Origin of the sequence: Exiguobacterium sp. s143, assembly GCF_018618895.1 — a bacterium.
Classification (GTDB): domain Bacteria; phylum Bacillota; class Bacilli; order Exiguobacteriales; family Exiguobacteriaceae; genus Exiguobacterium_A; species Exiguobacterium_A abrahamii.
The window spans coordinates 176,947-197,113 of record NZ_JACSMX010000001.1 but is presented as its reverse complement, the minus strand read 5'-3'; the positions used below and the strand labels follow the sequence as shown (position 1 = coordinate 197,113).

At 47.5% G+C, this 20,167-nt stretch carries 24 protein-coding genes; 10 read left to right on the top strand and 14 right to left on the bottom strand.

From position 1 onward, the window contains the following. Positions 1-40: 40 nt before the first annotated feature. On the bottom strand, positions 41-811 hold the full coding sequence (locus tag KNQ03_RS01135; protein ID WP_214723108.1) for a CPBP family intramembrane glutamic endopeptidase: 771 nt from the start codon (positions 809-811) through the stop codon (positions 41-43). 159 nt (positions 812-970) lie between these two features. On the opposite strand from KNQ03_RS01135, the gene KNQ03_RS01130 reads away from it, so the two are divergent. Together KNQ03_RS01130 and KNQ03_RS01125 are read left to right on the top strand one after the other, a co-directional pair. Then, the gene (locus KNQ03_RS01130; RefSeq protein WP_214723106.1) at positions 971-1,294 is read left to right on the top strand and encodes a PadR family transcriptional regulator; all 324 of its coding nucleotides are present in this window, start codon (positions 971-973) and stop codon (positions 1,292-1,294) included. Position 1,295: 1 nt separating this feature from the next. After that, entirely contained in the window at positions 1,296-2,054 is a 759-nt protein-coding gene (locus tag KNQ03_RS01125) for a hypothetical protein (RefSeq protein ID WP_214723104.1), read from the top strand. Positions 2,055-2,114: 60 nt separating this feature from the next. Here the strand turns inward: KNQ03_RS01125 and KNQ03_RS01120 are convergent, their stop codons facing one another. Together KNQ03_RS01120 and KNQ03_RS01115 are read right to left on the bottom strand one after the other, a co-directional pair. After that, positions 2,115-2,687 carry a GNAT family N-acetyltransferase gene (locus KNQ03_RS01120; protein WP_214723103.1) on the bottom strand — a complete coding sequence of 191 codons (573 nt, stop codon included), beginning with the start codon at positions 2,685-2,687 and terminating at the stop codon, positions 2,115-2,117. Between the two features lie 15 nt (positions 2,688-2,702). Then, the gene (locus KNQ03_RS01115) at positions 2,703-3,938 is read right to left on the bottom strand and encodes an MDR family MFS transporter (RefSeq protein WP_214723101.1); all 1,236 of its coding nucleotides are present in this window, start codon (positions 3,936-3,938) and stop codon (positions 2,703-2,705) included. Positions 3,939-4,058: 120 nt separating this feature from the next. Here KNQ03_RS01115 and KNQ03_RS01110 point away from each other — a divergent pair, with 120 nt between their 5' ends. Together KNQ03_RS01110 and KNQ03_RS01105 are read left to right on the top strand one after the other, a co-directional pair. Beyond that, on the top strand, positions 4,059-5,672 hold the full coding sequence (locus KNQ03_RS01110) for an ABC transporter substrate-binding protein (protein WP_251140220.1): 1,614 nt from the start codon (positions 4,059-4,061) through the stop codon (positions 5,670-5,672). A 139-nt stretch (positions 5,673-5,811) separates the two neighbouring features. Further along, positions 5,812-6,951 carry a globin domain-containing protein gene (locus KNQ03_RS01105; RefSeq protein ID WP_214723097.1) on the top strand — a complete coding sequence of 380 codons (1,140 nt, stop codon included), beginning with the start codon at positions 5,812-5,814 and terminating at the stop codon, positions 6,949-6,951. 49 nt (positions 6,952-7,000) lie between these two features. On the opposite strand, the gene KNQ03_RS01100 is transcribed toward KNQ03_RS01105, so the two are convergent. Both KNQ03_RS01100 and KNQ03_RS01095 read right to left on the bottom strand, forming a co-directional pair. Next, positions 7,001-7,741 (bottom strand): sugar nucleotide-binding protein, encoded by a 741-nt coding sequence (locus KNQ03_RS01100; protein ID WP_214723095.1) that lies wholly within the window; start codon positions 7,739-7,741, stop codon positions 7,001-7,003. A 375-nt stretch (positions 7,742-8,116) separates the two neighbouring features. Further along, the gene (locus tag KNQ03_RS01095) at positions 8,117-9,316 is read right to left on the bottom strand and encodes an MFS transporter (RefSeq protein ID WP_214723093.1); all 1,200 of its coding nucleotides are present in this window, start codon (positions 9,314-9,316) and stop codon (positions 8,117-8,119) included. Positions 9,317-9,491: 175 nt separating this feature from the next. On the opposite strand from KNQ03_RS01095, the gene KNQ03_RS01090 reads away from it, so the two are divergent. Next, on the top strand, positions 9,492-9,809 hold the full coding sequence (locus KNQ03_RS01090; protein ID WP_023468204.1) for a hypothetical protein: 318 nt from the start codon (positions 9,492-9,494) through the stop codon (positions 9,807-9,809). 47 nt (positions 9,810-9,856) lie between these two features. On the opposite strand, the gene KNQ03_RS01085 is transcribed toward KNQ03_RS01090, so the two are convergent. Then, positions 9,857-10,792, bottom strand: a complete 936-nt coding sequence (locus KNQ03_RS01085; RefSeq protein ID WP_058705061.1) for a cation diffusion facilitator family transporter — start codon at positions 10,790-10,792, stop codon at positions 9,857-9,859. Between the two features lie 172 nt (positions 10,793-10,964). Next, entirely contained in the window at positions 10,965-11,870 is a 906-nt protein-coding gene (locus tag KNQ03_RS17195; protein ID WP_214723091.1) for a methyl-accepting chemotaxis protein, read from the bottom strand. A 264-nt stretch (positions 11,871-12,134) separates the two neighbouring features. On the opposite strand from KNQ03_RS17195, the gene KNQ03_RS01075 reads away from it, so the two are divergent. Next, positions 12,135-12,551 carry a hypothetical protein gene (locus KNQ03_RS01075; protein ID WP_214723089.1) on the top strand — a complete coding sequence of 139 codons (417 nt, stop codon included), beginning with the start codon at positions 12,135-12,137 and terminating at the stop codon, positions 12,549-12,551. Between the two features lie 203 nt (positions 12,552-12,754). On the opposite strand, the gene KNQ03_RS01070 is transcribed toward KNQ03_RS01075, so the two are convergent. After that, positions 12,755-12,949, bottom strand: a complete 195-nt coding sequence (locus tag KNQ03_RS01070) for a hypothetical protein (RefSeq protein ID WP_064300907.1) — start codon at positions 12,947-12,949, stop codon at positions 12,755-12,757. Between the two features lie 363 nt (positions 12,950-13,312). Here KNQ03_RS01070 and KNQ03_RS01065 point away from each other — a divergent pair, with 363 nt between their 5' ends. Then, positions 13,313-13,639 carry a DUF3139 domain-containing protein gene (locus KNQ03_RS01065; protein WP_214723087.1) on the top strand — a complete coding sequence of 109 codons (327 nt, stop codon included), beginning with the start codon at positions 13,313-13,315 and terminating at the stop codon, positions 13,637-13,639. 68 nt (positions 13,640-13,707) lie between these two features. Here the strand turns inward: KNQ03_RS01065 and KNQ03_RS01060 are convergent, their stop codons facing one another. The 3 genes from KNQ03_RS01060 to KNQ03_RS01050 form a co-directional block, all read right to left on the bottom strand. Further along, a complete protein-coding gene (locus KNQ03_RS01060; protein ID WP_149427300.1) occupies positions 13,708-13,956 on the bottom strand; it encodes a hypothetical protein in 249 nt (82 codons plus the stop codon). Between the two features lie 34 nt (positions 13,957-13,990). After that, positions 13,991-14,167, bottom strand: coding sequence for a hypothetical protein (locus KNQ03_RS01055; protein ID WP_156323164.1), 177 nt, complete (start codon positions 14,165-14,167; stop codon positions 13,991-13,993). 559 nt (positions 14,168-14,726) lie between these two features. Further along, positions 14,727-15,476 (bottom strand): SDR family NAD(P)-dependent oxidoreductase, encoded by a 750-nt coding sequence (locus tag KNQ03_RS01050; RefSeq protein ID WP_055967881.1) that lies wholly within the window; start codon positions 15,474-15,476, stop codon positions 14,727-14,729. Positions 15,477-15,558: 82 nt separating this feature from the next. On the opposite strand from KNQ03_RS01050, the gene KNQ03_RS01045 reads away from it, so the two are divergent. Further along, positions 15,559-15,966, top strand: coding sequence for a MerR family transcriptional regulator (locus KNQ03_RS01045; RefSeq protein WP_035397549.1), 408 nt, complete (start codon positions 15,559-15,561; stop codon positions 15,964-15,966). Here the strand turns inward: KNQ03_RS01045 and KNQ03_RS01040 are convergent. After that, on the bottom strand, positions 15,936-17,009 hold the full coding sequence (locus KNQ03_RS01040; RefSeq protein ID WP_214723085.1) for a threonine aldolase family protein: 1,074 nt from the start codon (positions 17,007-17,009) through the stop codon (positions 15,936-15,938). The genes KNQ03_RS01045 and KNQ03_RS01040 overlap by 31 nt on opposite strands. Positions 17,010-17,133: 124 nt before the next feature. Here KNQ03_RS01040 and KNQ03_RS01035 point away from each other — a divergent pair, with 124 nt between their 5' ends. Beyond that, entirely contained in the window at positions 17,134-17,811 is a 678-nt protein-coding gene (locus KNQ03_RS01035) for a hypothetical protein (protein ID WP_214723083.1), read from the top strand. 200 nt (positions 17,812-18,011) lie between these two features. Beyond that, entirely contained in the window at positions 18,012-18,305 is a 294-nt protein-coding gene (locus KNQ03_RS01030) for a hypothetical protein (RefSeq protein WP_029341604.1), read from the top strand. A 53-nt stretch (positions 18,306-18,358) separates the two neighbouring features. On the opposite strand, the gene KNQ03_RS01025 is transcribed toward KNQ03_RS01030, so the two are convergent. Continuing rightward, the gene (locus KNQ03_RS01025; RefSeq protein ID WP_214723081.1) at positions 18,359-18,853 is read right to left on the bottom strand and encodes an Imm64 family immunity protein; all 495 of its coding nucleotides are present in this window, start codon (positions 18,851-18,853) and stop codon (positions 18,359-18,361) included. Positions 18,854-18,919: 66 nt separating this feature from the next. Next, a complete protein-coding gene (locus KNQ03_RS01020) occupies positions 18,920-20,056 on the bottom strand; it encodes a GGDEF domain-containing protein (RefSeq protein WP_214723079.1) in 1,137 nt (378 codons plus the stop codon). Positions 20,057-20,167: the final 111 nt, after the last annotated feature.

Sequence of the window (20,167 nt, the reverse complement as noted above, 5' to 3'; positions counted from 1 at the left end):
AAAATAAAAACTCCCCGTCAAACAACGGAGAGTCAGCTATTCAAACGTTACGTGGATTCATCGGTCCATTCAGGTGACTGAGATCGTGCCGTTTCAACAAGATCAATTGAATGACAATCGCGACGAGTAGATAAGCTTGTGTCAAAAGAGGAGTGATGCCTAAATTGACGTTCACGACATCCGCTGCGATGTTCGCGAAATCCCACAGCGCATGGAAAATGATTAATGGCCAGAGGTTATTCAGCTTCAGTGCGATGATCGCTAAGAACACACCAAAGACGAATGTGTTCGCAAGTTGGAACAACATCGCTGCCGGCGGAATCAAGGCGATCAAATTAAGCAAGTGGAAAGATGAGAACAGAAGCGCACTGATGAGGACGGCACGATACGGATGTTCGTTCGGTTTGAGATAGCGTAAGATGATGCCGCGAAACAAGACTTCCTCATTGAAACCGACGAATAAGGTCGTCAGGAAGACTATTCCGACAAGTTGAAGTGCCGATGATGATATCGAGGACGTGAACAACGCATTGACGATCAATCCGACTTGAACGAGAACGATCAGCAGTAACGGAATGTACCAGATTAGACCCCGCGACTGCAATTTCGAAAACCCGACGGCAGCAAACGTGGCATGACGACGAATGTACCAGACGAGAAAAATCGCTGTAACGACTTCACCGAAGATCGCGATACGTAACAACTCCGGTTCACCATAACGAATGCCGAAACCAAACGCAGAGACAGCCATGACGATACCCATGATGATGAAGACGACGGTTGCCGAGACGACAGTATTCCGCTTATCCACGATCAATACCTCCCTTTTCTAAACAAGCGACGTATCTACTTTATGATTTATTTACCTTTTTTTCAGGGAAATAAATCTTTTTCCTCCAGCTACCTTGCAATACAAAATAGCTTGGTATATCATTACCTTGTAATACCAAGTAGCGAAAGGATGATGCGGATGTCATCGACGCAAATGTTAAAGGGGATTCTCGACGGTTGTTTACTTGCACTGATCGCGGAAGAAGAGATTTATGGTTACGAACTGGCGACGAAACTCAAAGCATACGGTTTCGCTGACATCAGCGAAGGAACGATCTATCCCTTATTGATCCGGATGCAAAAACTGGGCTGGATCGAAGCGACTTCACGCGTCTCTCCGTCCGGTCCAAAACGGAAGTATTATTCGATCACGACGAGCGGTACAGAAGAACTCACCGCCTTCAAGGAAAGATGGCAACACCTTTCGACAAGTGTTGAAAGCATTTTAAAGGAGGATGATTGAGATGACCCTATCAACGGAATCAACCCGATTTTTGGAAGACTTGAAGGTCTACCTGCTTGCTTCGGGAAAAAATGAACAAGCGACGAACGAGATCGTCCTTGAACTCGAAGACCATCTGATTGAAGCGGAAGCGGATGGCAAATCGGTTCGCGCGATCACAGGTGACAGTCCGGCTGACTACATCCAGTCGATTTCTAAAGAGATGGCGTTCGATCCGATAGAAGCATTTTGGATCGTCATGCAAGTCTTTCTCGGTGCATCGAGTTTTCTCTATCTCCAAAATCTGCTGAATGGAACAACGACATTCAGTATCTTGCTAGTTGGTGGCTTCCTGCTGATTAGCGCTGTTTATTTGACGACCCTGTCGTTTTTATTCCGTCAAGACGCATTACGTGATGGCGCTCGCCCTCGCATCATGCGTTACGGGATTCATGGGAGTGTTCATGTTCTTCTAATCGTCGGACTGTTGATCGTCAACGGACTCATTGATTCGCCCAAAATCACTTTATCTCCAAGCGTCGGGTGGTTAATTGGCGCCCTTCTAATTGCCTGGATTCTAATCACGGCATGGAAGACGAAGACATGGATTTTGCCAATTGCATTGCTCGTCTATTTCGCTCCCCAAATCATTCTCCGTTCTGTATTTGATTGGTCTGAATTGACATCCGGACTCGTCGGATATGCTGTTGCTGCCATTACGATCACAGTCGTATTTATCCACGAATCGAAACAAGATCAGTCAAAAAATACAAAACTCTAAAGAATCTATTTAATTCTGATACCAAAAAACGACCTCAGCGCTGAGGTCGTTTTTGATGTATTACGTATTCTTCATCCCGTTCTTTGCTTCATACCGCTCACGCGTCCAGTTGTAGACATGGCTCGTCACGGTCCGTCCGTCGATTCGTTCTAAGACGAATGGTCGGTCAAGAACAGGCGTAAACCCGAGTTTCTCAACGACACGGCGTGATTGATCATTAAAATCAAAGTGACCACACCAAACGACATCGATCGGTAGTTCCCGGAAGATGAAATCAAGCATTGCTTCAACGATTTCCGGCATCCGCCCTTCTCCCCAGTAGTTAGGCGCGAGGACATAGCCGATCTCAACTTGACGGTCATGGGTGATCGAATCGTCCGGCCGACGATTAAAGTGAAATCCGAAGCTCCCGATGACTGCCCCCGTCTCTTTATCGGTCACGGCATACTCGCCAACTGACGCTTGGAAAATGCCAATCACTTCCTGGCTTTCGTCAAGTGACGCGTGCGGCGCCCAGCCTGCTTTTGGTCCAACAGTTGGATCCTTGGCGTAAGCATACAATGCTTCTGCATCGTCTTCTTGCCAACGGCGTAAAAGGTGCCGTGGCGTTTCGATAGTATCTGGTAAGTTCATCTGTATTCCCCCTTATTAAGATACGTTTCGCTCTCGTTCGACAGATTCCTTCACGAACAGACTCGTATAGACTAATCCAAAGCCCGTTAAGAGGATCAATCCGAGATATACACTCATCATCGACGGGATCAAGAAGGTTCCGACTAGAATCGTCGATCGAGAAAGTAAGTCCGCTCCAGCAAACGACGTTCCCGCGAACGCTGAGTACGCTCCGCGTTGATCGGCTGGCATCATGTTTGCTTTTTGAGTGTTCAAGACCGGGGAGTAGAGCAACTCGCCAATCGTTGCGATGAAGATGAAGACCATCAGTGCCGTCATGCTATTGGCACTCGTCACGACAACGTAACCGATCGTGTACAGCATGAGACCCGCAGCGAGCGTCCGGCGCGGAGACAAACGCTTCGCTAGTCGCTGGACGATGAACGTCAACGTGACGACGAGCAACGTATTTTCGATGTTGATGACACTCATCATCCGGACCCCGTTGATCGACCACCCGGCAAATGATAGCGGTTCGAACGAATCGGCGAGTCGGACGGCGACGTAACTGCCCATCGAAAACTCAGCCGCTAAGATACACATCGAACCGAAAACGACCTTGACGAACGGACGGTCCCGCCAAGCGAGTTGATAGCTCGTGAAGATATCCGTGAGGACACCACGTAGTTTTTGGCGCTGCCACGTCCGTGGCGTGTCGTCGAGAAACAGGTAGTACGCAATCGGTAAAACGGACGACGTGAAGCTCAGGATACCGAACAACAGCAGTTGATTACTGACGTAGAGCCAGCCCCCGAGCGCCGTACCGATGGCGATCGAGAGATTGATCAACCAGTAGTCAAGCGCATAAACCGCTTGGCGATTTTCCTTCGTCGTTGCATCGATGATAATTGCGCTCATTGCCGGTCGACCAAGATTACTTGTCACCGAGAAGACAGCGTAAATGACCATGAACAACAGCATCCAATCGAATGTCAATGAGATCGTCATCGTGATGAATGTCAGCGCCGTGAGCGCAGAAGTCGTGACAAGCAGACGTTTGCGGGAAAAACGATCGGCAAGGTATCCGCCGAGCAGATTCGTGATGAAGCTGACGAAGACCATCGCGATCAAAAATGCACCGGCGATGACTTCGTTGAATGCCTGGACGAACAAGAGGGCCATGAACGGCATGATCGAGAACGAAACAGCCCGGTTGAAAAACGATGTGATGAGACGTACTTTAATTGGTTTCGGTATTTCTTTCCATTTCATATTGTCACCTTCCATTCTCTACCTGTATCATAAACAAGACAAGACATAGGAAAAATGGACGTCATCAAAAAAAGATGTCCCCTTTTAAGGAGGAGAAGGACGATGGATGCCTATCTTTTTATGTTATGGAAGACTTGCCGAAATGGACACTACTCGATTGCGACGCTTGCCGACGCCATCCATCTCAGTCCTAAACAAACGAAACGATATCTCAATAAATGGCAGGAAGACGGCTGGATTGGTTACACGAGCGGCCGCGGACGAGGCAACTTAAGTGAACTCGTCTGGTTGCGTCACGTCGAACGGGAGTATGCGAAACAGATGCTCGAGCGGATCGACCGTGACTCGATCGAATCGGTGACGGAGGAATTGACGTGGGACTGGTCGCCGGCGCAAGCAGGACGCTTCATGCGGCAACTCGAACGAAAATTCGGCTATACACAGACGACGGCTGACGCGTTATTGATTCCGCGAAAACGGAACTTCCTGACGACCCACCCGTTAGAAGCAGCCGATATCCATAGTGCCCACCTCGTCCAAAACGTCTTCAACCGGCTGTTTACGATCGACAGCGACGGCAATATTCAAGGTGAACTGGCGCATCATTATGTCTGGAACGGAACGACGCTCAGTCTCTTCTTACGGAAGGACGTCCGTTTCCATGACGGTTCGCTCCTGACGAGTAAGGAAGTGACGAAGAGTCTGCGTGCCTTGATCGCCTATCCGGCTTACGCTTATTCCTATCGGCACGTAAAACAGATCGTCTCGAACGGTCCGTACCGGGTCGACCTCACACTTGATCAACGCCGGAGTTCGATTTTTCCGCAGCTTGCCTCGATACATACGAGCATCATCAAGGACGGCATTGGAACGGGACCGTTCCAACTGACGCAACATGACGACAAGAAAACCGTTCTGACGGCGTTCCCGAATTACTTTGGTATCCGTGCCCTGCTCGACCGGATTGAGTTCATCCAGATGCCGGAGCAATATGACCCGGTCTACCGGACATCGGCATCTGACTCCAGTCCGATTGATACGATCGCGACACAATCCGGGTTTGGTCTCGTCTTGCTCCATCCACGCGCCGGTGGTCCGTTTGAATCAAAAGCAGCGCGACATTATGTCCACCGGCTCGTCGCGGAAGTCCGTGGTGGCATTCATGACTTCCATGAACGGGCACAACCGAACGATTGTGGTTTTCTTGAGTCCTATAGTCAACCGTATACTGTCCCGGATGGTCCTGCCGTTTTGTTCACGCAACCGATCCGAATCAAGCTGACTGATTTTACGGACAAGGTGACACGCTGGCTCTGTCAGCGGTTTGATCAAGACGGGATTCCGTATGAGTTCGTCGAGGTCGGATTTGAAGAGAGCATCACGGATTTTCATGTCTACGATACGATCGATCTCGCCATCCATGCCGAAGTGTTCGAGCGAAATATCCAGTACGCCTTTTATCAGTTCATGACGAACACGTTCTCACCACCGATCCGACTGTTTCAGCAGATGCCAGAGATGTTGAAATCGATCGAACAATATGACGCGACACCGTTCGAAGACTGGCTCCCGATTCATCAAACGATCGAGCGTTACTTGATCGACGAATCGTATTTCATCCCGTTCTATCACGATACACGACTGATTCCGTATCCGATCGAGCTGCAAAACATCACGATTGACTCGTTCGGTTACTTTGATTTCTCGAAGCTCTGGATTTCCAACCAATCGTGACGAATCGTTGACGAAATCTTGACCTGCTTGTGACAAAACGCACGGTATTCTTTAATCTAGTATTTTAAATGTTGTATTAAAGGTGGGGCTGCGAAATACTAAGACTGTCTTCATTACTTAGTGAAAAGGAAGTGGTCTTATGTTATCAACCTCTACCATTCAAATCGTTCAATCGACTGTTCCCGTCCTTGCGTCGCACGGTGCCGCGATCACGAAAGTTTTTTATCAGCGCTTGTTTCAAGCTCATCCGGAACTGAAACACGTCTTCAATCAATCGAATCAACGGAGCGACCGCCAATCGCAAGCACTCGCGACCGCCGTGTATGCCGCTGCTGCTCACATCGATCGACTCGAGACGTTAAAGCCGGTCTTATTACCGGTGCTACATAAACACCGTAGTCTACAAATCAAACCGGAGATGTATCCCATCGTCGGACAAGAATTGCTCGGGGCGATGCAAGATGTCTTAGGAGAAGCCGCAACGCCAGACATCTTGCACGCGTGGGGAGAAGCATATGGTGAGATTGCCGATCTGTTCATCACGCTCGAAGCCGAACTCTACGCGCAGGATGAGCAAGCAAAAGGTTTTTCCGGTTATCAAACAGTCGAGATTTCGGATGTCGAGGAACAAGCGGATGGGATTCGCGCCTTGACCTTCCGCACGGACGGTCCGCTCCCCATTTACCAAGCCGGACAATACATTACGGTACGGATTCAAGACAAAGACGGCTTATGGCACAATCGTCAATACAGTCTGACGACGGCATCAAACACGGATACTTATACGATTGGTGTCAAACGAGAAGGCATTGTCTCGGACTACTTACATGCAGCTGCAATCAGTGACACGGTATTGATCAGTGCGCCAGCGGGTGCTTTCACACTCGATGCTTCAGACGAACCAGTCGTTCTGATTGCTGGTGGCATCGGGATCACACCGATGCTTGCGATGGCAGACGAAGCGTTAGCTGCTGGTCGCCATGTAACGTTACATCACGCCGTCCAAGATGAACGCAATCGTCCATTTAACGAACAACTCGTTATGCTTGAACAGCGTGGTGCGCGCGTCATTCGTTACGCGGAGCATCAGGCGATAGATCAAGCAGGTCGCCTGCCGAAAGACGTCATCGCAAACATCACGGATCTGACATACGTCTGTGGCCCGGAAGCGATGATTCAATATGTGATCGAACACTTCACGGCATCACCAGATAAACTGCATTACGAAATCTTTGGACCAACGCTTGCCTTTTCAGCAGAAACTCCAGTTGCTCAATAAAAAACATCCCGCTTTCTTTGACACGTGTCAAGGAGAGCGGGATGTTTGATTAGAGGGGCAATCGTTCTGACAATGGGCGGACCAAGACGACGTCCGTCGCCATTCGGTTATCGCGGCGTGGTTCATCGATTGGTTCAATCGTCCAGTTTTTTGCGTGAAGCGTATTCAAGGCACGCGCTAAGTCGTACATTGAATAATGATCGTTGCCATTCAACTGATAGAGACCTGCTTCGTGTTCAAGTAAAATCGTAACGAGCGCTTCCGCCGTGTCCTCAAGTAGCGAACTTGACGGATACCATTCGCGACTCGCCCGAATGACGCCGTGCTGTTTCATCTCGTTCGTGAAGAAATCAACCATGTTGTTCGAACCAGCTTCCGTCCCGACCTGCCAGCCGATCCGAACGATTTTTGCTTGTGGATCGAGTGCTTGAATCGCTTGTTCGCAGGCAATCTTATAGGCACCGTATTCGTCGGTCGCATCCGGTACTGCGTCCTTGTCAATCGGTGCCGGCACGTCGTCCGAGAAAACAGACACCGTACTCGTGAAAAAGAACGGAATCTCGTATTCCTGGCACAAGCGGACGAGCGCTTCCGTCCAACTAACAGACCCCATCCCGATATGTAAAAAATAATCTGGTCGTTCTGTTTCTAAAAACGTGCGCATCGCGGATTCGTCAGTCGTCGAGACTTTCGTTCGGTCCCAGGCGACTGTCTCGATGTCGTGCTTTGCTAAGACATCCGCAACGACAGGCGCTACCGTTCCGTTCATACCTGTAATGATCGCTTTCATGGTGATTCATCCCCCTTATGTTTAATCGAAACATCATAAAACTACTTACTACATCAGTTTACACGGGAAGTGTTGATTTAACGAGTCTGAGGTGATTCTCCTACGACCATCTGTGCCTCAAATGAAAAAAACGTCCGCTGTCCGAACTAACATCGGTAAGCAGACGCACTATTTAGTTCATGATTACTCCGAAACGCCTTCCGTCTCCATTCGACGCCACAGTACATTCAAGAAGACCGTCATCCCACTGATCGGAATCAAAAACAATAACGCTGTAATCCATAAACTCTCCATCGACTCCACTCCTCATCGTTCATTTCTATCTCTAGTGTATAAGAGTGCGAAACCGCTTACCTCCACCTCAAGGCGGATATTTCATCCGACCTTGTCCTGTCGTTCTTCAGCAAAGGAAACGGTACGATTAAAGAGCAACCAGATACTGGTCATGACAAGACCACTTAAGGCAAAGAACAGGAAAACGAATGAGATGCTAAATAACGACGTCAAGTACGACGACAAACCGTAACAGAGCGCGGAACATGCCGTTGATGCAGCGACCATCGCCGTCCGGACCCGGCCGAGCAAATGCGCAGGCGTCGAGCGCTGTAACAAGGTCGCAAACGGAATTCCGAACAACGTCAGCGCCATCCCGAGTAAGACGAACCCACCAACTGCCACTGGAACGAACGAGACATAGGCGACGATCGCAATCGCGAGTCCTTGCAAGACGACGGCAAAACGAAACAGCTTATCCTGTCGTACGGAGGCGATCCATTTCCCGTAAAGGAGCGACATCGCGATTCCCCCGATCACCGTCGCCAGTTCGAGTGCAGAAAACGTCTGAGCATTTCCCGATAAGACATTCTTGGCATATGGCGCAAGTAAGGTATTCATCGGTGTGATCATCCAGTTTGCGAGAATCGCACAACCAAGGATCCATTTAAGGCGACCGTCACGGACGACGTGATGAATCCCTTCGAGCAACGCTTCGCGGTACGAACCTTGACGCGCTCCTTCTGCGACTTGCCCTGACATATGTCGAACGAGTAACCAGGCGACGAGATGCAATCCAAGGTCAAGCCATAAGATACTCGCTATCGAGAAATGGGCGACCATCATCCCACCGAGTAAAAATCCGCTCAACGTACCGATCCGTTCGATCGTTGCAAGATACGCATTCGCTTGCGGCAATTGGTCATCTTCGACTAAATCAACGACCCATGTGAAGACGGCATTGCCGCCAATGATTTGCAGAATCGTCTGAACGACGAGTAAGCCGAGTAACCAAGGCAGGACGACGTCCGTCATCCCGATTCCTGCTAACGTAATACCAAGTGCAAGCAATCGAATGAGCAACGACATTTGGTACAACGATGCACTGACGAATCGGTCGATCCATGGTCCGACGAACGTTGAAACGAGAAAACGAATCAAGAATACACCAGTCGCAATCAGGGCGACGCCAGAAGCACTGATCTGTTCCGCGCTCAACCAGTAGATCGCGATATAAACGAAACTCGTCCCGACGGTCGATAACAAATCCGAGACATACATAAAACGAAACGCACGTGACATGATGCTTTATTCCTTTCCTAAAACGACTTCTTGTCTATCTTACAATTTTTCTCAATTGCTGCCCATTCTTTTTTCGTCATCACATCGTCATCGTCTGTTAAGGCATTCTTACCCGTCTGTAACAGAGCCGACATGTTCATTCGCTATACTAAAACGCATAGGGAGGTGAAGATCCATGAAAACGCAAACGCGTTATGACTATGAAACCGAACAGGAACAGGTCGACGTCCCATCCGAGGCACGTCTAGGCTACTACTTTCTCTTAATCGTCCTGCCGCTTGGTCTCGCGCATCTTGTCCAGTCGCTTGCTCCTTCGCCGGATCAACACCACTCGTCCGTATTGACGGGTTTGACGTTCTTATCCATCGTCTTTTTCATGTACTTAGGTAACCGAGCGGCTGGAAATGCCAAAACGACCTTTTTCGGATACTCGATGTTCTTGAGTATCAGTCTGTTCGCGACGCTGTTTCTACCAACGGTGCCGATCATTTGAGCATAAGCAAACGAGCACCCGTCCGACTTGGACGCGTGCTCGTTTTTTTAATGCGTATGCGATTCGTGTTTACCGTCACAATACAACGTATTACCGTGCGCATGCTGATCCGTTTCGACCTGGATCGTTGCATGGTTAATCCCGACGTGTTTTAAATCGTGATCAATCTGTTCGCGAATCGACTCCGATTCCCGGACGGTCATGTCCTCCTTGACGACGACGTGACACGACAACGCGTTATAACCACTCGTGATCGACCAGATGTGTAGATCATGTAGTCCGAGAACGGCTTCGTTCGTCTGAATCGTCGAAACGACCTCATCGATATCGACGTCGCTCGGCGTTCCTTCCATCAAGACGTGAACGGATGCCTTTGTCACGTAATAGCCGCTCCGTAAGACGAGGATCGCCACGATGACACTCGCCAAGGGATCCGCCCATCCCCAACCGAAGAACATGATCAGAAGAGCAGCTGCAATCGCACCAACGGATCCGAGCATGTCGCTTAAGACGTGCAGATAGGCACCACGCATGTTGAGGTTGTGCTCATGCCCTCCGCCGCGTGTCATGATCCAGGCAACGAGAATGTTGACGAGCAACCCGAGGACACTGATGATCAGCATCCCGGTCGTTGCGACAGCGGGTGGATCGATGAAGCGTTGGATGGCTTCAATGAAAATATAGAGGGCGATGACGATCAGCGTCACACCATTTATGATGGCGGCTAAGATTTCAAAGCGTTTTGAACCGAATGTCTTATTCGCATCCGGTGCTTGACTCGAAAACTGGAAGGCTAACAAAGCAATCGCAAGTGAAATCGAATCACTTAACATGTGCCCAGCGTCAGATAACAACGCGAGACTGTTCGTCCAAATTCCGCCGATGACCTCGACGATCATGAACGCGGTGATGATCAGGAACGACAGGCCCAGTACCTTTTTATTGTCGGTATGATGATGGTGGTGATGATGATCATGTGCCATGACGTTGCCTCCTTTTACCATACATTCAAACGTCTATTTGAATTATAACGTGCCTTCGTTCTGTGGTCAACGGGCTCATCTGTTATATCCCACGCCTTTACTCTTCCAAAACGACTCATCTGACTAAACAAAAAAACGATGGCCCATTGCCATCGCTTTTTCTATATCATTTTCAAATAAACGACCGGAAATCCTCTGTTTGTTGCTCGAGTTGTCGTGCGACCTCTTCGATTGCGGTAAAGCGTTGCATCGTTTCTTTTACCGTCGCAAGGCTCGACGCGACTTCGAGATGGGACGCTTCAATCTTTTTCATCATCGCCATGATTTGACAATTCATCGTTTCCGTATTCGTGCGCACTTCGATAACTGCACTGCCGACTAGGTCCGATAAGTTTTTGACTTCACTTGCAACGACCGTAAAGCCTTTACCGTGTTCTCCAGCCCGTGCCGCTTCGATTGCCGCGTTCAGTGACAACAGGTTCGTCCGAGCAGCAATCTCCTTGATCGTATCAGCAATCTTCGTGATCTCGATAGCTTGGTCATACAGCGTTTCGAACGTCTGTTGGTTTTCTGCCGTTTCACTCGAGATCGTGTTCATCGTCTCTTGAAGCTGGGTGCCCTCTTTCGATCCTTGAATCGACTGCAGATTCAGTCCTTCAGCAAGCGTCTGGAAGCTTTTCGCGTATCCTTGTACCCGGTCAATCCGGTCCGTGATGTTACTGGCGATTTTGACGACACCGACGACTTCTTCTCCCTCAAAGATCGGCATGTAGGTTGCTTCAAGCCACAAGATGTCGCCCCGGGCATCGACTCGTTTGATTTTATCCGCTGTACTGAATCCCGAAAACAGGCGTGTCCAAAAATCTTGATACTCACGGCTGTTCGCGAATTCTGGTGTGCAAAACGTATGGTGCTGTAAGCCAATCATCTCGTCTCGTTTATATTTCATCGTTTTCGCAAACAAGTCATTGACGTCGACGACACGTCGTTGGCGATCAAAATAGATCATCGCGACGTTTGCTTCAAGGCTCGACAAAATCGCTGGTGAGCGTAGCGGTCTCGGTAAGGTTTCATTCATGGTGTCATTAACTCCTTCTATGTATCGTTCATGTACTAAGACAGTTTTTCAAAAGAACAATCTGTACCTATCTATCGTCATCGATTGACCTTTTTTATAGCTGAATCGGCGATTATTCAAGTTGTTTTTCACGAAAACGAAATCACTTCGATAAAAATATTGTGACAGTTACAATCGATACACCATGGCATTGTCAAAAAGCGTAGTAGATGCTACATTTATTAATGTAGTAAATACTACATTTTTTTAAAGGAGGAAATAAAAATGACGCATAACAAGCCCCCTCTATTTTCGAAAGGACAAGCTATCGTCTTGGTCGTACTTGGTGTAGCGTTCTGGTTCGTCGGTGCCCTGTCAGTCAGATTCGGATCTGGAATCGGTATGTTCGAAAACGCTGGAAACGTGATTGCCTTCCTGATCGGTTTACCAGTCTCGTGGATTTCCGTCATCATCATAAAAAAAGTCGCTCGTTTAAATGCTGAACAGATGGTGCCGGGTGTCAGTCTCGGACTGTTAATGGCGACGTTTTTAGACGGAATCGTTCTAACGTGGGGCACATCGCTTTATGGAACGGATCCCTTACTCGTCGGACGTGGGGCAGCATGGATCCTTTGGGGGGTCTTCGCCTTTCTTGCTGCTGCTTTCATCGAGGCGAGACGAATGGGATATAAAATGATCTAAGGCGATGAAATGTGTTCTACAGGACGACAAATAACACAAATAGACCATTGGACTCGTCACTCGTCCAACGGTCTATTTGTGTAAAAGCAGGTGAATTCCAGTGCGTCGGTGAAAAAGATAATAATCGGAATCGTATCGTGATTATCTCGACGATTTAGTTCGGTGGGGTCATATTTAAACAGAACGATTGACTTCAAATGAAATCAATCGTTCTTCGTCTCTGCTTCAGCCTTTTCGATTTGGGCTGATTTGAAGTTGAGATATATGGTATACCCTACTGTTACTATTAAAAAAATGATGCCATACCCGAGTTCCCAATCGAATCCAAAATACAAGATTGACGATGTGATGACGACAATGAGAACTAACCGAATGCTCGATAAATGATACTTACTCATGATTCCCCTCCTTTTCTACCGCCACCGAAGTAGATGTATGTCACGAAAAGAATCAACGTCCACGTAAAAACCGCGAATATGATTTTAAATAGGCCGTCAGACAGTATTTTTGAGATATATAACATGGTCATTAGGATTGAAAACGTTAAATGGTTATTTCTCATTTGTGTAGAGAGCTTATCCCAATTGAGCAGTACAAGTAGTACCGCGACGGGTGCGAGGAGTGCCGTTAGGAAGAAGAACGGAACGTTCCTCATATAGTACGGTATCTCGTCCTTGTTTTTTCCCATCACATATCTCTCCTCATCTTCAATATAGAATACCTAGCTTCTCTATTCATTTCATCGGAACGGATGTGATTGTATGAAAAAAGAAGTACGTCCACTCATCTATACACTTATCGTTCTCGTCATCTTGATAGCTGCCTATCCGACTTACCTCTTCGTTTCTAAAACGATGACTGAAATCAAGATTGAACGAATGTTAGTTGAATCAGAATACGACCAAGATATTTCAAAAAAAGAAACGGTCTTTGAGTCGAAGACCGGAAGATACGTGCTGGAAATCAAATACACGAATGAACCAGACTATACATACAACTATGAAATCGTCGAAGATCATGTACTGACGACTGTATACGACCAGCATCATGTTGAAGTGACTGGCTCCGTTCAACATGAATTAAAGTAGACATCGTACTTTAAATAACAATCGAGCCCATTCAGCGATCGCACGAATGGACTCGATTTATGTACCTCTTAACATTCTTCTTTCATGTTCAGTGATTCTGCCGAGCGAATCGTAATTTGTTTTGTAGCATCATCGATGGATATGACACAATCCCATGTCGGCTTTAACTGAAGGACATCATTTCGATCCAACCACAAGACCGCAGTCAGTTCGATGAAGTCCCCCATCACTACCATTTTTCTCGCCTTCTCATCAATGACAGCATACAGTTCATCATCTAAGTTGATTTTCCAGTCAAAAAATTCACTGACGCTCATTCTCTCTCTCCCAATTCTTCATACGTTCTCTAGATCATTCCGGAGTAGAAAACGTAATCTTCCATTTTTTCCGCGCAATCAATACTACGATCAGTGAAGCCAACAAAGATATTTTCAGCGTCGTATCACTGATGAGGTGTAGCCCGTAATGAAGTGAAAAGAGCATCACGAGTAAGAGAACGACGAGTCCTAAGAACATCATGTTTTTCATTCGATCACCTCTTTTACAATGGTCATCTGACGTTACATCCAATGTTCTGACATGTTTCGTCCAACTTGAATCCCCTTGTTTTAAAATCCGCGATATGTTTAAACTAATACAAGAACACAAAAAAAGGAAGTCGTTCATGATAAAAAAATCCATAAAATACTTTTTATTGTCATTTATGTTGATTGTTATCATCTTGAATCTCTTGAATGGTCGAGTGATCGAAAATGAGCGATTAACGTTAGCCGTGAACATCGCTATCATGCTGATGGCATTATTTTTTATAAGCTTGAGGTTTTCAAAGCGAAAACGTAAATAGAATGCTTATAGCTCTAAAAAGTATGTAAAGGTGGTTAACTCGTGGGACAATTCATGATTTTCGGCGCCTTGATGAATCTTTTGATTATTGGTGCAGTCGTCTATGTCGTTTGGAAATTAGCAAAAAAACTCTTTAAAAAATAAATGATGGATGTCCCTTTTTGATTCATTGCTGAAATTCGTATCAATCATGCTTACATAAGCAAGGTCCCTTTCTCATTCGAAAAAGGGACCTTGTTCCATTTTATCCTGCGTAGTTGAACAATGGACCACGCAATTCGAACTCATACGTCTCACCGTCGACGATGCCGACTATCGCGTCGCTTTCAATCAACTGATGCAGGAAGCCTGCCATTTCAGCCGCCGTATGGTACTTTTTGACGTTCTTGCTGTAGTCGAAACCTGCTTCGCCGCGCGAACGATCCGCAAACTCTGTCTCAGTCGCAGCTGGTGCCAGTACTTTCGCCCGGAGTTTTGCCCCACCTTTTTGCAGTTCTTGCGCGAGCCCTTCTGTATAAGCACTGACATAGAACTTCGTCGCGCAATACGTGACCGCGTTCGGCACGATCCGGTAGCCACCTGCTGACGAGATATTGACGAGCGTCGTTCCGTCAACGTCATGATGATCGCGGACGAACAGACTCGATAGAATCGTTAGCGCCTCGATGTTCAAGCGAAGCATTTTCTCGATTTTCCCAAGCTCAATGTCCTGGACGAGATCAAAATCGCCGAATCCAGCATTGTTGATCCACGTTTCGATGTCGAGTTCCTTTAGTCCCTCATATAAATCATGGACATTTTGGTTATCTGCGAGATCGACCGACTTGAGGATGACATCACTATCTGGTGAGATTTGTTTGACTTCATCCCGAAGTTTTTCGAGCTCAGACGTCCGTCGCGCGACGAGAACGAGTGATTTCCCTTTTCCTGCGAGTAGTTTTGCCGTCTCATATCCAATTCCTGAACTTGCTCCTGTAATGACCGTGTACTTCATGTAGCATATCCCCTTTTTGATTTGGTATAGTGAGAGTCTAATCCTTAGAGTGAACTCTAAGTCAAGCAGAAAGGTGAGATGTATGTATACGATTTCTGAAATCAGTCGATTGACCGATACGAGTGCCCATACGATCCGCTATTACGAAAAAGAAGGGCTACTGTTTCCGAAGCGCCAGAACGGTCAACGTCGATACGACGACCAAGATGTGACGTGGCTTCGGTTCGTCCTTCGCTTGCGCGAAACGCATATGCCGATCGAGCAAATCCGTTCTTACGTGACGCTGTTTCTTGCTCACGGCGAGCAGGATACGACGCAAGAACGGCTCGCATTGCTTGAAGCCCACCATGCGAACGTCTTAGCACAACTAGCAGCATTACAAGAAACGGAGCGAATGATTGCAGAAAAAGTCGACACCTATCGTCGCCTCCATCCTACAATTCCCGCTCCTGATGTTGTTCAATCCTCTGAGAACGCCTCCGTCAATTGACGGTAGACCGTTTCACGCTCAATAGGCGTTAACGCGAGAAAACTGTCGCCGATGTTGATTTCCGTCGCACAGCCGCTATCTTTCTCAACGAGATAACCAGCGATACCAACTTTTCCGTGCGATTGGATTTCAATCAATTTTTCCTCGACGACTGCTTTTTCTGCCTTGAAGTAGAGATGAAACATGTTCGAGACTGGCTCTTTGGGACGAGTCGAGATGCCCGAAATCGCATTCAAACTGCTCGCAAGCTCCTTTGCGGCTGCATGGTACTCTGCCATGCGGTCTTTTCGTTGTTCATAATAAAAATCGGCAGACAGAATATACGGATATAGACTGATCAAGTCACCGCCGTAGCGACGTTTCCAGATTCGTGCCTCTTGGCAAAACGGTTCTGGTCCAGCTAAGATTGCTCCTGCGACACCGCCGAGTCCCTTATAAAAAGAGATGTAAACACTGTCAAACAGTTGCGCGATGTCCTTTGCTTCTGCCTCATAATACGGTAAGACCTCAAGTAAACGGGCACCGTCCAAGTGAAGACGGATTCCTCGTTCACGGGCATACGCACAGATCACTTCGAGTTCTTCACGCGACGAAAGCAATCCGCCGAGTTCGCGTTGCGGCAGTTCGAGTAACAGACAACTGACGTCCTGCAAAGCTTTGACGTCGTCTATCGTCATCAACCGATCCGCTTCTCCGACTAGTACTGGTTCGATCCCGTGCAATTTCTTTAAGCCGTCCTGTTCATGGATTTCGAGATGACAGAGCGGGTGATACGCGACCTTACGATTGTTCTGCTCATCCGACCAGATACGTAGCGCAATCTGTTGCGCCATCGTGCCACTCGGGAAAAAGACCGCATCGTCGTGCCCGAGTAAATCTATCATCTTGCGCTCGAACGTCTTGATTAATTCGCCATTGCCATAGATGTCACTTGGTTGATCAGCCGAGACAGTTTGCAGCGCTTCTTGTAACACGCCGACCGTCCGACTCCCATGTCCATCTAAACGTTTCGTCGTTTCTTGGTAACTCGATCGTAAATCCATCTCTTTCATTCCCTTCTAAATCAATGACTATTTTTTGAAAAAATCAAAATATTCCCTCTCCACTTTTGCTATACTGTGTAGCGAAAGTCTGTTAAACGTACTTGTCAAAGGAGGTGTTCCTATCGTGAAAACGCTTCGCACTCGTCTATTGCTTCTTATTCCACTTGTCTGTCTACTACTACTCACCATGCAACAATTCGTCCCGTCGCTCTATACGTCACTGCTTGGACGAATTGATCCAGCAACGAATACATATTGCGTCGACCGTTGCGGTCCAAAGGAATCGATCATCGATACGATCGAAGAAGGAACGTCTTATGGTGAAAGCACGGTCACGATGAGCGAAGTCGATCCACCAGCTCCATGGTTCCGGACAGGGTTCGATTCTTCGGTGACGACACCTCCTTATCTTCTCATACTATGTCTCATTCTCCTGTTTTGTAGCTGGTTTTTCTGGTATTATCTCCAGTGGTTGCGTCGACCTCGTATCGATCCATCAGGGTATGTGCTTCCGCCACGATTTCCAATCTTCATTTATGAGACAAAAGACCTGCCTGCTGACTCGATTCGAAAACAACTCGCTCACTTTAATGCACAATTGCCGCTGTCCTTACAACGCCGGACCCACGAGACGGTAACGGAATGGTTTGATCGGATTGCGTTCCCATCTCCTGTTGATCCGCTCTACTTTGAAGTGCGGTATGGGAAGGTACCGGTCATCTCGACGCATCAATTGACCTTCTTCGCCCAAGCGATGGAGCAGTATCTTCGGACATGCCAAGTTCAATCATCGATCTCTTGAATCCTGCCGCCCTGCTCATTGAAGCTCGGCGGTTTTTCTTTTGCTGTCGAGTAGGATGACATCTTAAAAAAACGTTTCAAGTGTTTTTAAAGTTTGGATTGACTATTTTTCAAAATCAGACGATTAGTTGCCAGAAAACTGGGTAATATAGACTATAGTAGAGAAAAAGTCGTTCAACCAGGAGAGTGAGGTGAGAGAAGATGATTAGTGCACAAGAAGCCTATTACATCAAGAAGGAATTGAATGAAAAATTCGAGGATCCGCGGATTTCCTGTGATTTTTCAATCTTTTCACTTGAACCGTTCCAACTTCTCTTGCACGTCCAAGAAGATGTCGATGAGCTCAGTACTGAAACACGCTATGGCTTAAGCCGCAAGATTCGGTCCCAGCTCAAACAACTCGATGCACGTGTTGGTGGTGTTCCCGTCAAAGCGGTCTATGTCATATCGGCGCCTCTCATTTCCGATCGATCGTATTGCGTCATCTTACAATGAACATAAAAATACCCCGTATGAGAAGTAAGTTCTCACGTGGGGTATTTTTGTGTTCATCGGTCTGTAAAAGCATCGATTTTCCAACCGTTCTTTAAAAAAGTCTGCTCCTTGGACCAGTAGATGATCGCATATTCTCGATTGATGTGTTCCCGTTCTGTTATCGGATGCTCGATTTCCGCATCAAAATCACAAAAGGCATACAGAGCGTTTGACCTGCCAGCAACCCTTTGCATGTCCTCCATGAACAACAATTCTTGCTGGTCGGTCGTCAACGGAATTAACTTCTCTTCTTGAAAACCGAATCGAAAACCAAAGCAGTCAGGCTCTTTTTCAATCGTCATTCGAACAGGTATTGTCGTTAAACCATGATACGCTGAGAAGACAAGCGAGGCATTCCCGTAATGATGACTCAGCAATGGACGCCAGTCTTTCGGAAGACCTTTTTCCTCGCCCCAATGTGATCCATCAATATCCGTCGCGTAACTGTATCCGAGAACTCGTATGTCTGAATGAAATGCATCCAAGACCGTTCGAGCAGCGTTTTCCATGTTTTCCGTTTTTTCAAAAACAAATCCTACCTGTATCACCATTCTTCATTCCCATCTGATTATGCATTACCCTGCCATGTCACCGATTTGGTTCCGACCATTCTCTTTTGCCCGATACAACGCTTGATCGGCTTGGTCGATCACCTCTTTTTCCGTCGTCTCTGCTCCAGGTACGAGCGACGTCAAGCCAAGACTGACACTGACCCGGCAAAGTGGTTCATACCGTTCATGTACGATATTCAAATCGAGAATGTCCTGACGAATTCGTTCTGCAATGTGCCGGGTTTCTTCTGCTCCACGCGACAACAAGACCGTGAACTCCTCCCCACCGTACCGTGCGACTTGCCCATGCCGTGCTTGACGCTTCAAGACGCGGGCGACTTCCTTTAAACATTCATCCCCTTTTAAATGACCATACGTATCATTATACGATTTAAAGGCATCGACATCGATCAAAATCAGGGAAAGTGGTGTCTGCTGTTGTTTGGCTTCTTCGAGGAGATGTTCCAATCGTTCATCGAACGCTCGTCGATTCGGGATGCCGGTCAAGGCGTCGTGAAGCGAACGATGAATCAAGGCTTGTTTGCTGCGTTCCATCCGAAACGTCTGGATGAAGGCAATCAAGACGATGACAGCGATGCTTGCAACGACGACGATGACCCATTTCGCAGCACTCGATGCTTGTTCGGAACGATTCGTTGCTTCGGCAATGATTCGGTTGACGTCCGTCCGTAGACGGGCATCGATCGGACGAAATGTCTCGATATATTGCATCCCTTGATAGCGTTTTGCCTCAGCGACTGCTTGATCCCCGCTTCGAACGAGTGCCAGTTGGGCATCATAAAACCGGGTTGCCGTCTCAATTCGTGGGATCGCTTCCGTCCGGACGAGCTTTCGCATGATCGGATGATTCTCATCGAGTTGATTGAGTCGCTTGACCGTTTGATCAAGCCGATCAATCGTCCGATCATACTGGGCTAGATCCGCCTCGTTCGGTGAGAGGATGTAACTGCGAACGACCAGTTCAAGATTTAGTAACGCCGGAAACAACTCTGCTGCTTCCGTCGAGATCGGAATCGCCTCGTTTAAGATGCGTGCATTCTCTCGTTCGATTTTTAGGAAAGCTTGATAGCTCCAGACGCTTGTAAATAAAAGCGCACAGAGTGCCAAAAACAAATAGCGCTGCAACGTTGACCATTTCACAAAAAGACCGACCTTTCTTTCTCTATCTAATTGACTAAAGTCTATCCCTTATATCGGTGTCTTGAAATCAAACTGTTAGTCGTTTGTATGAAATAATGCCCGTTGCTAGAA

Bases quoted from the DNA above. Each gene is read 5' to 3' on its own strand.
- KNQ03_RS01025 (WP_214723081.1), bottom strand. From the start codon at position 18,853: ATGGAAAACGCTGCTCGAACGGTCTTGGATGCATTTCATTCAGACATA.
- KNQ03_RS01090 (WP_023468204.1), top strand. From the start codon at position 9,492: ATGAAAACGCAAACGCGTTATGACTATGAAACCGAACAGGAACAGGTC.
- KNQ03_RS01045 (WP_035397549.1), top strand. From the start codon at position 15,559: ATGTATACGATTTCTGAAATCAGTCGATTGACCGATACGAGTGCCCAT.
- KNQ03_RS01050 (WP_055967881.1), bottom strand. From the start codon at position 15,476: ATGAAGTACACGGTCATTACAGGAGCAAGTTCAGGAATTGGATATGAG.
- KNQ03_RS01055 (WP_156323164.1), bottom strand. From the start codon at position 14,167: ATGAAAAACATGATGTTCTTAGGACTCGTCGTTCTCTTACTCGTGATG.
- KNQ03_RS01115 (WP_214723101.1), bottom strand. From the start codon at position 3,938: ATGAAATGGAAAGAAATACCGAAACCAATTAAAGTACGTCTCATCACA.
- KNQ03_RS01105 (WP_214723097.1), top strand. From the start codon at position 5,812: ATGTTATCAACCTCTACCATTCAAATCGTTCAATCGACTGTTCCCGTC.
- KNQ03_RS01120 (WP_214723103.1), bottom strand. From the start codon at position 2,687: ATGAACTTACCAGATACTATCGAAACGCCACGGCACCTTTTACGCCGT.
- KNQ03_RS01095 (WP_214723093.1), bottom strand. From the start codon at position 9,316: ATGTCACGTGCGTTTCGTTTTATGTATGTCTCGGATTTGTTATCGACC.
- KNQ03_RS01125 (WP_214723104.1), top strand. From the start codon at position 1,296: ATGACCCTATCAACGGAATCAACCCGATTTTTGGAAGACTTGAAGGTC.
- KNQ03_RS01030 (WP_029341604.1), top strand. From the start codon at position 18,012: ATGATTAGTGCACAAGAAGCCTATTACATCAAGAAGGAATTGAATGAA.
- KNQ03_RS01060 (WP_149427300.1), bottom strand. From the start codon at position 13,956: ATGAGCGTCAGTGAATTTTTTGACTGGAAAATCAACTTAGATGATGAA.
- KNQ03_RS01075 (WP_214723089.1), top strand. From the start codon at position 12,135: ATGACGCATAACAAGCCCCCTCTATTTTCGAAAGGACAAGCTATCGTC.
- KNQ03_RS17195 (WP_214723091.1), bottom strand. From the start codon at position 11,870: ATGAATGAAACCTTACCGAGACCGCTACGCTCACCAGCGATTTTGTCG.
- KNQ03_RS01040 (WP_214723085.1), bottom strand. From the start codon at position 17,009: ATGGATTTACGATCGAGTTACCAAGAAACGACGAAACGTTTAGATGGA.
- KNQ03_RS01130 (WP_214723106.1), top strand. From the start codon at position 971: ATGTCATCGACGCAAATGTTAAAGGGGATTCTCGACGGTTGTTTACTT.
- KNQ03_RS01070 (WP_064300907.1), bottom strand. From the start codon at position 12,949: ATGAGTAAGTATCATTTATCGAGCATTCGGTTAGTTCTCATTGTCGTC.
- KNQ03_RS01100 (WP_214723095.1), bottom strand. From the start codon at position 7,741: ATGAAAGCGATCATTACAGGTATGAACGGAACGGTAGCGCCTGTCGTT.
- KNQ03_RS01110 (WP_251140220.1), top strand. From the start codon at position 4,059: ATGTTATGGAAGACTTGCCGAAATGGACACTACTCGATTGCGACGCTT.
- KNQ03_RS01065 (WP_214723087.1), top strand. From the start codon at position 13,313: ATGAAAAAAGAAGTACGTCCACTCATCTATACACTTATCGTTCTCGTC.
- KNQ03_RS01085 (WP_058705061.1), bottom strand. From the start codon at position 10,792: ATGGCACATGATCATCATCACCACCATCATCATACCGACAATAAAAAG.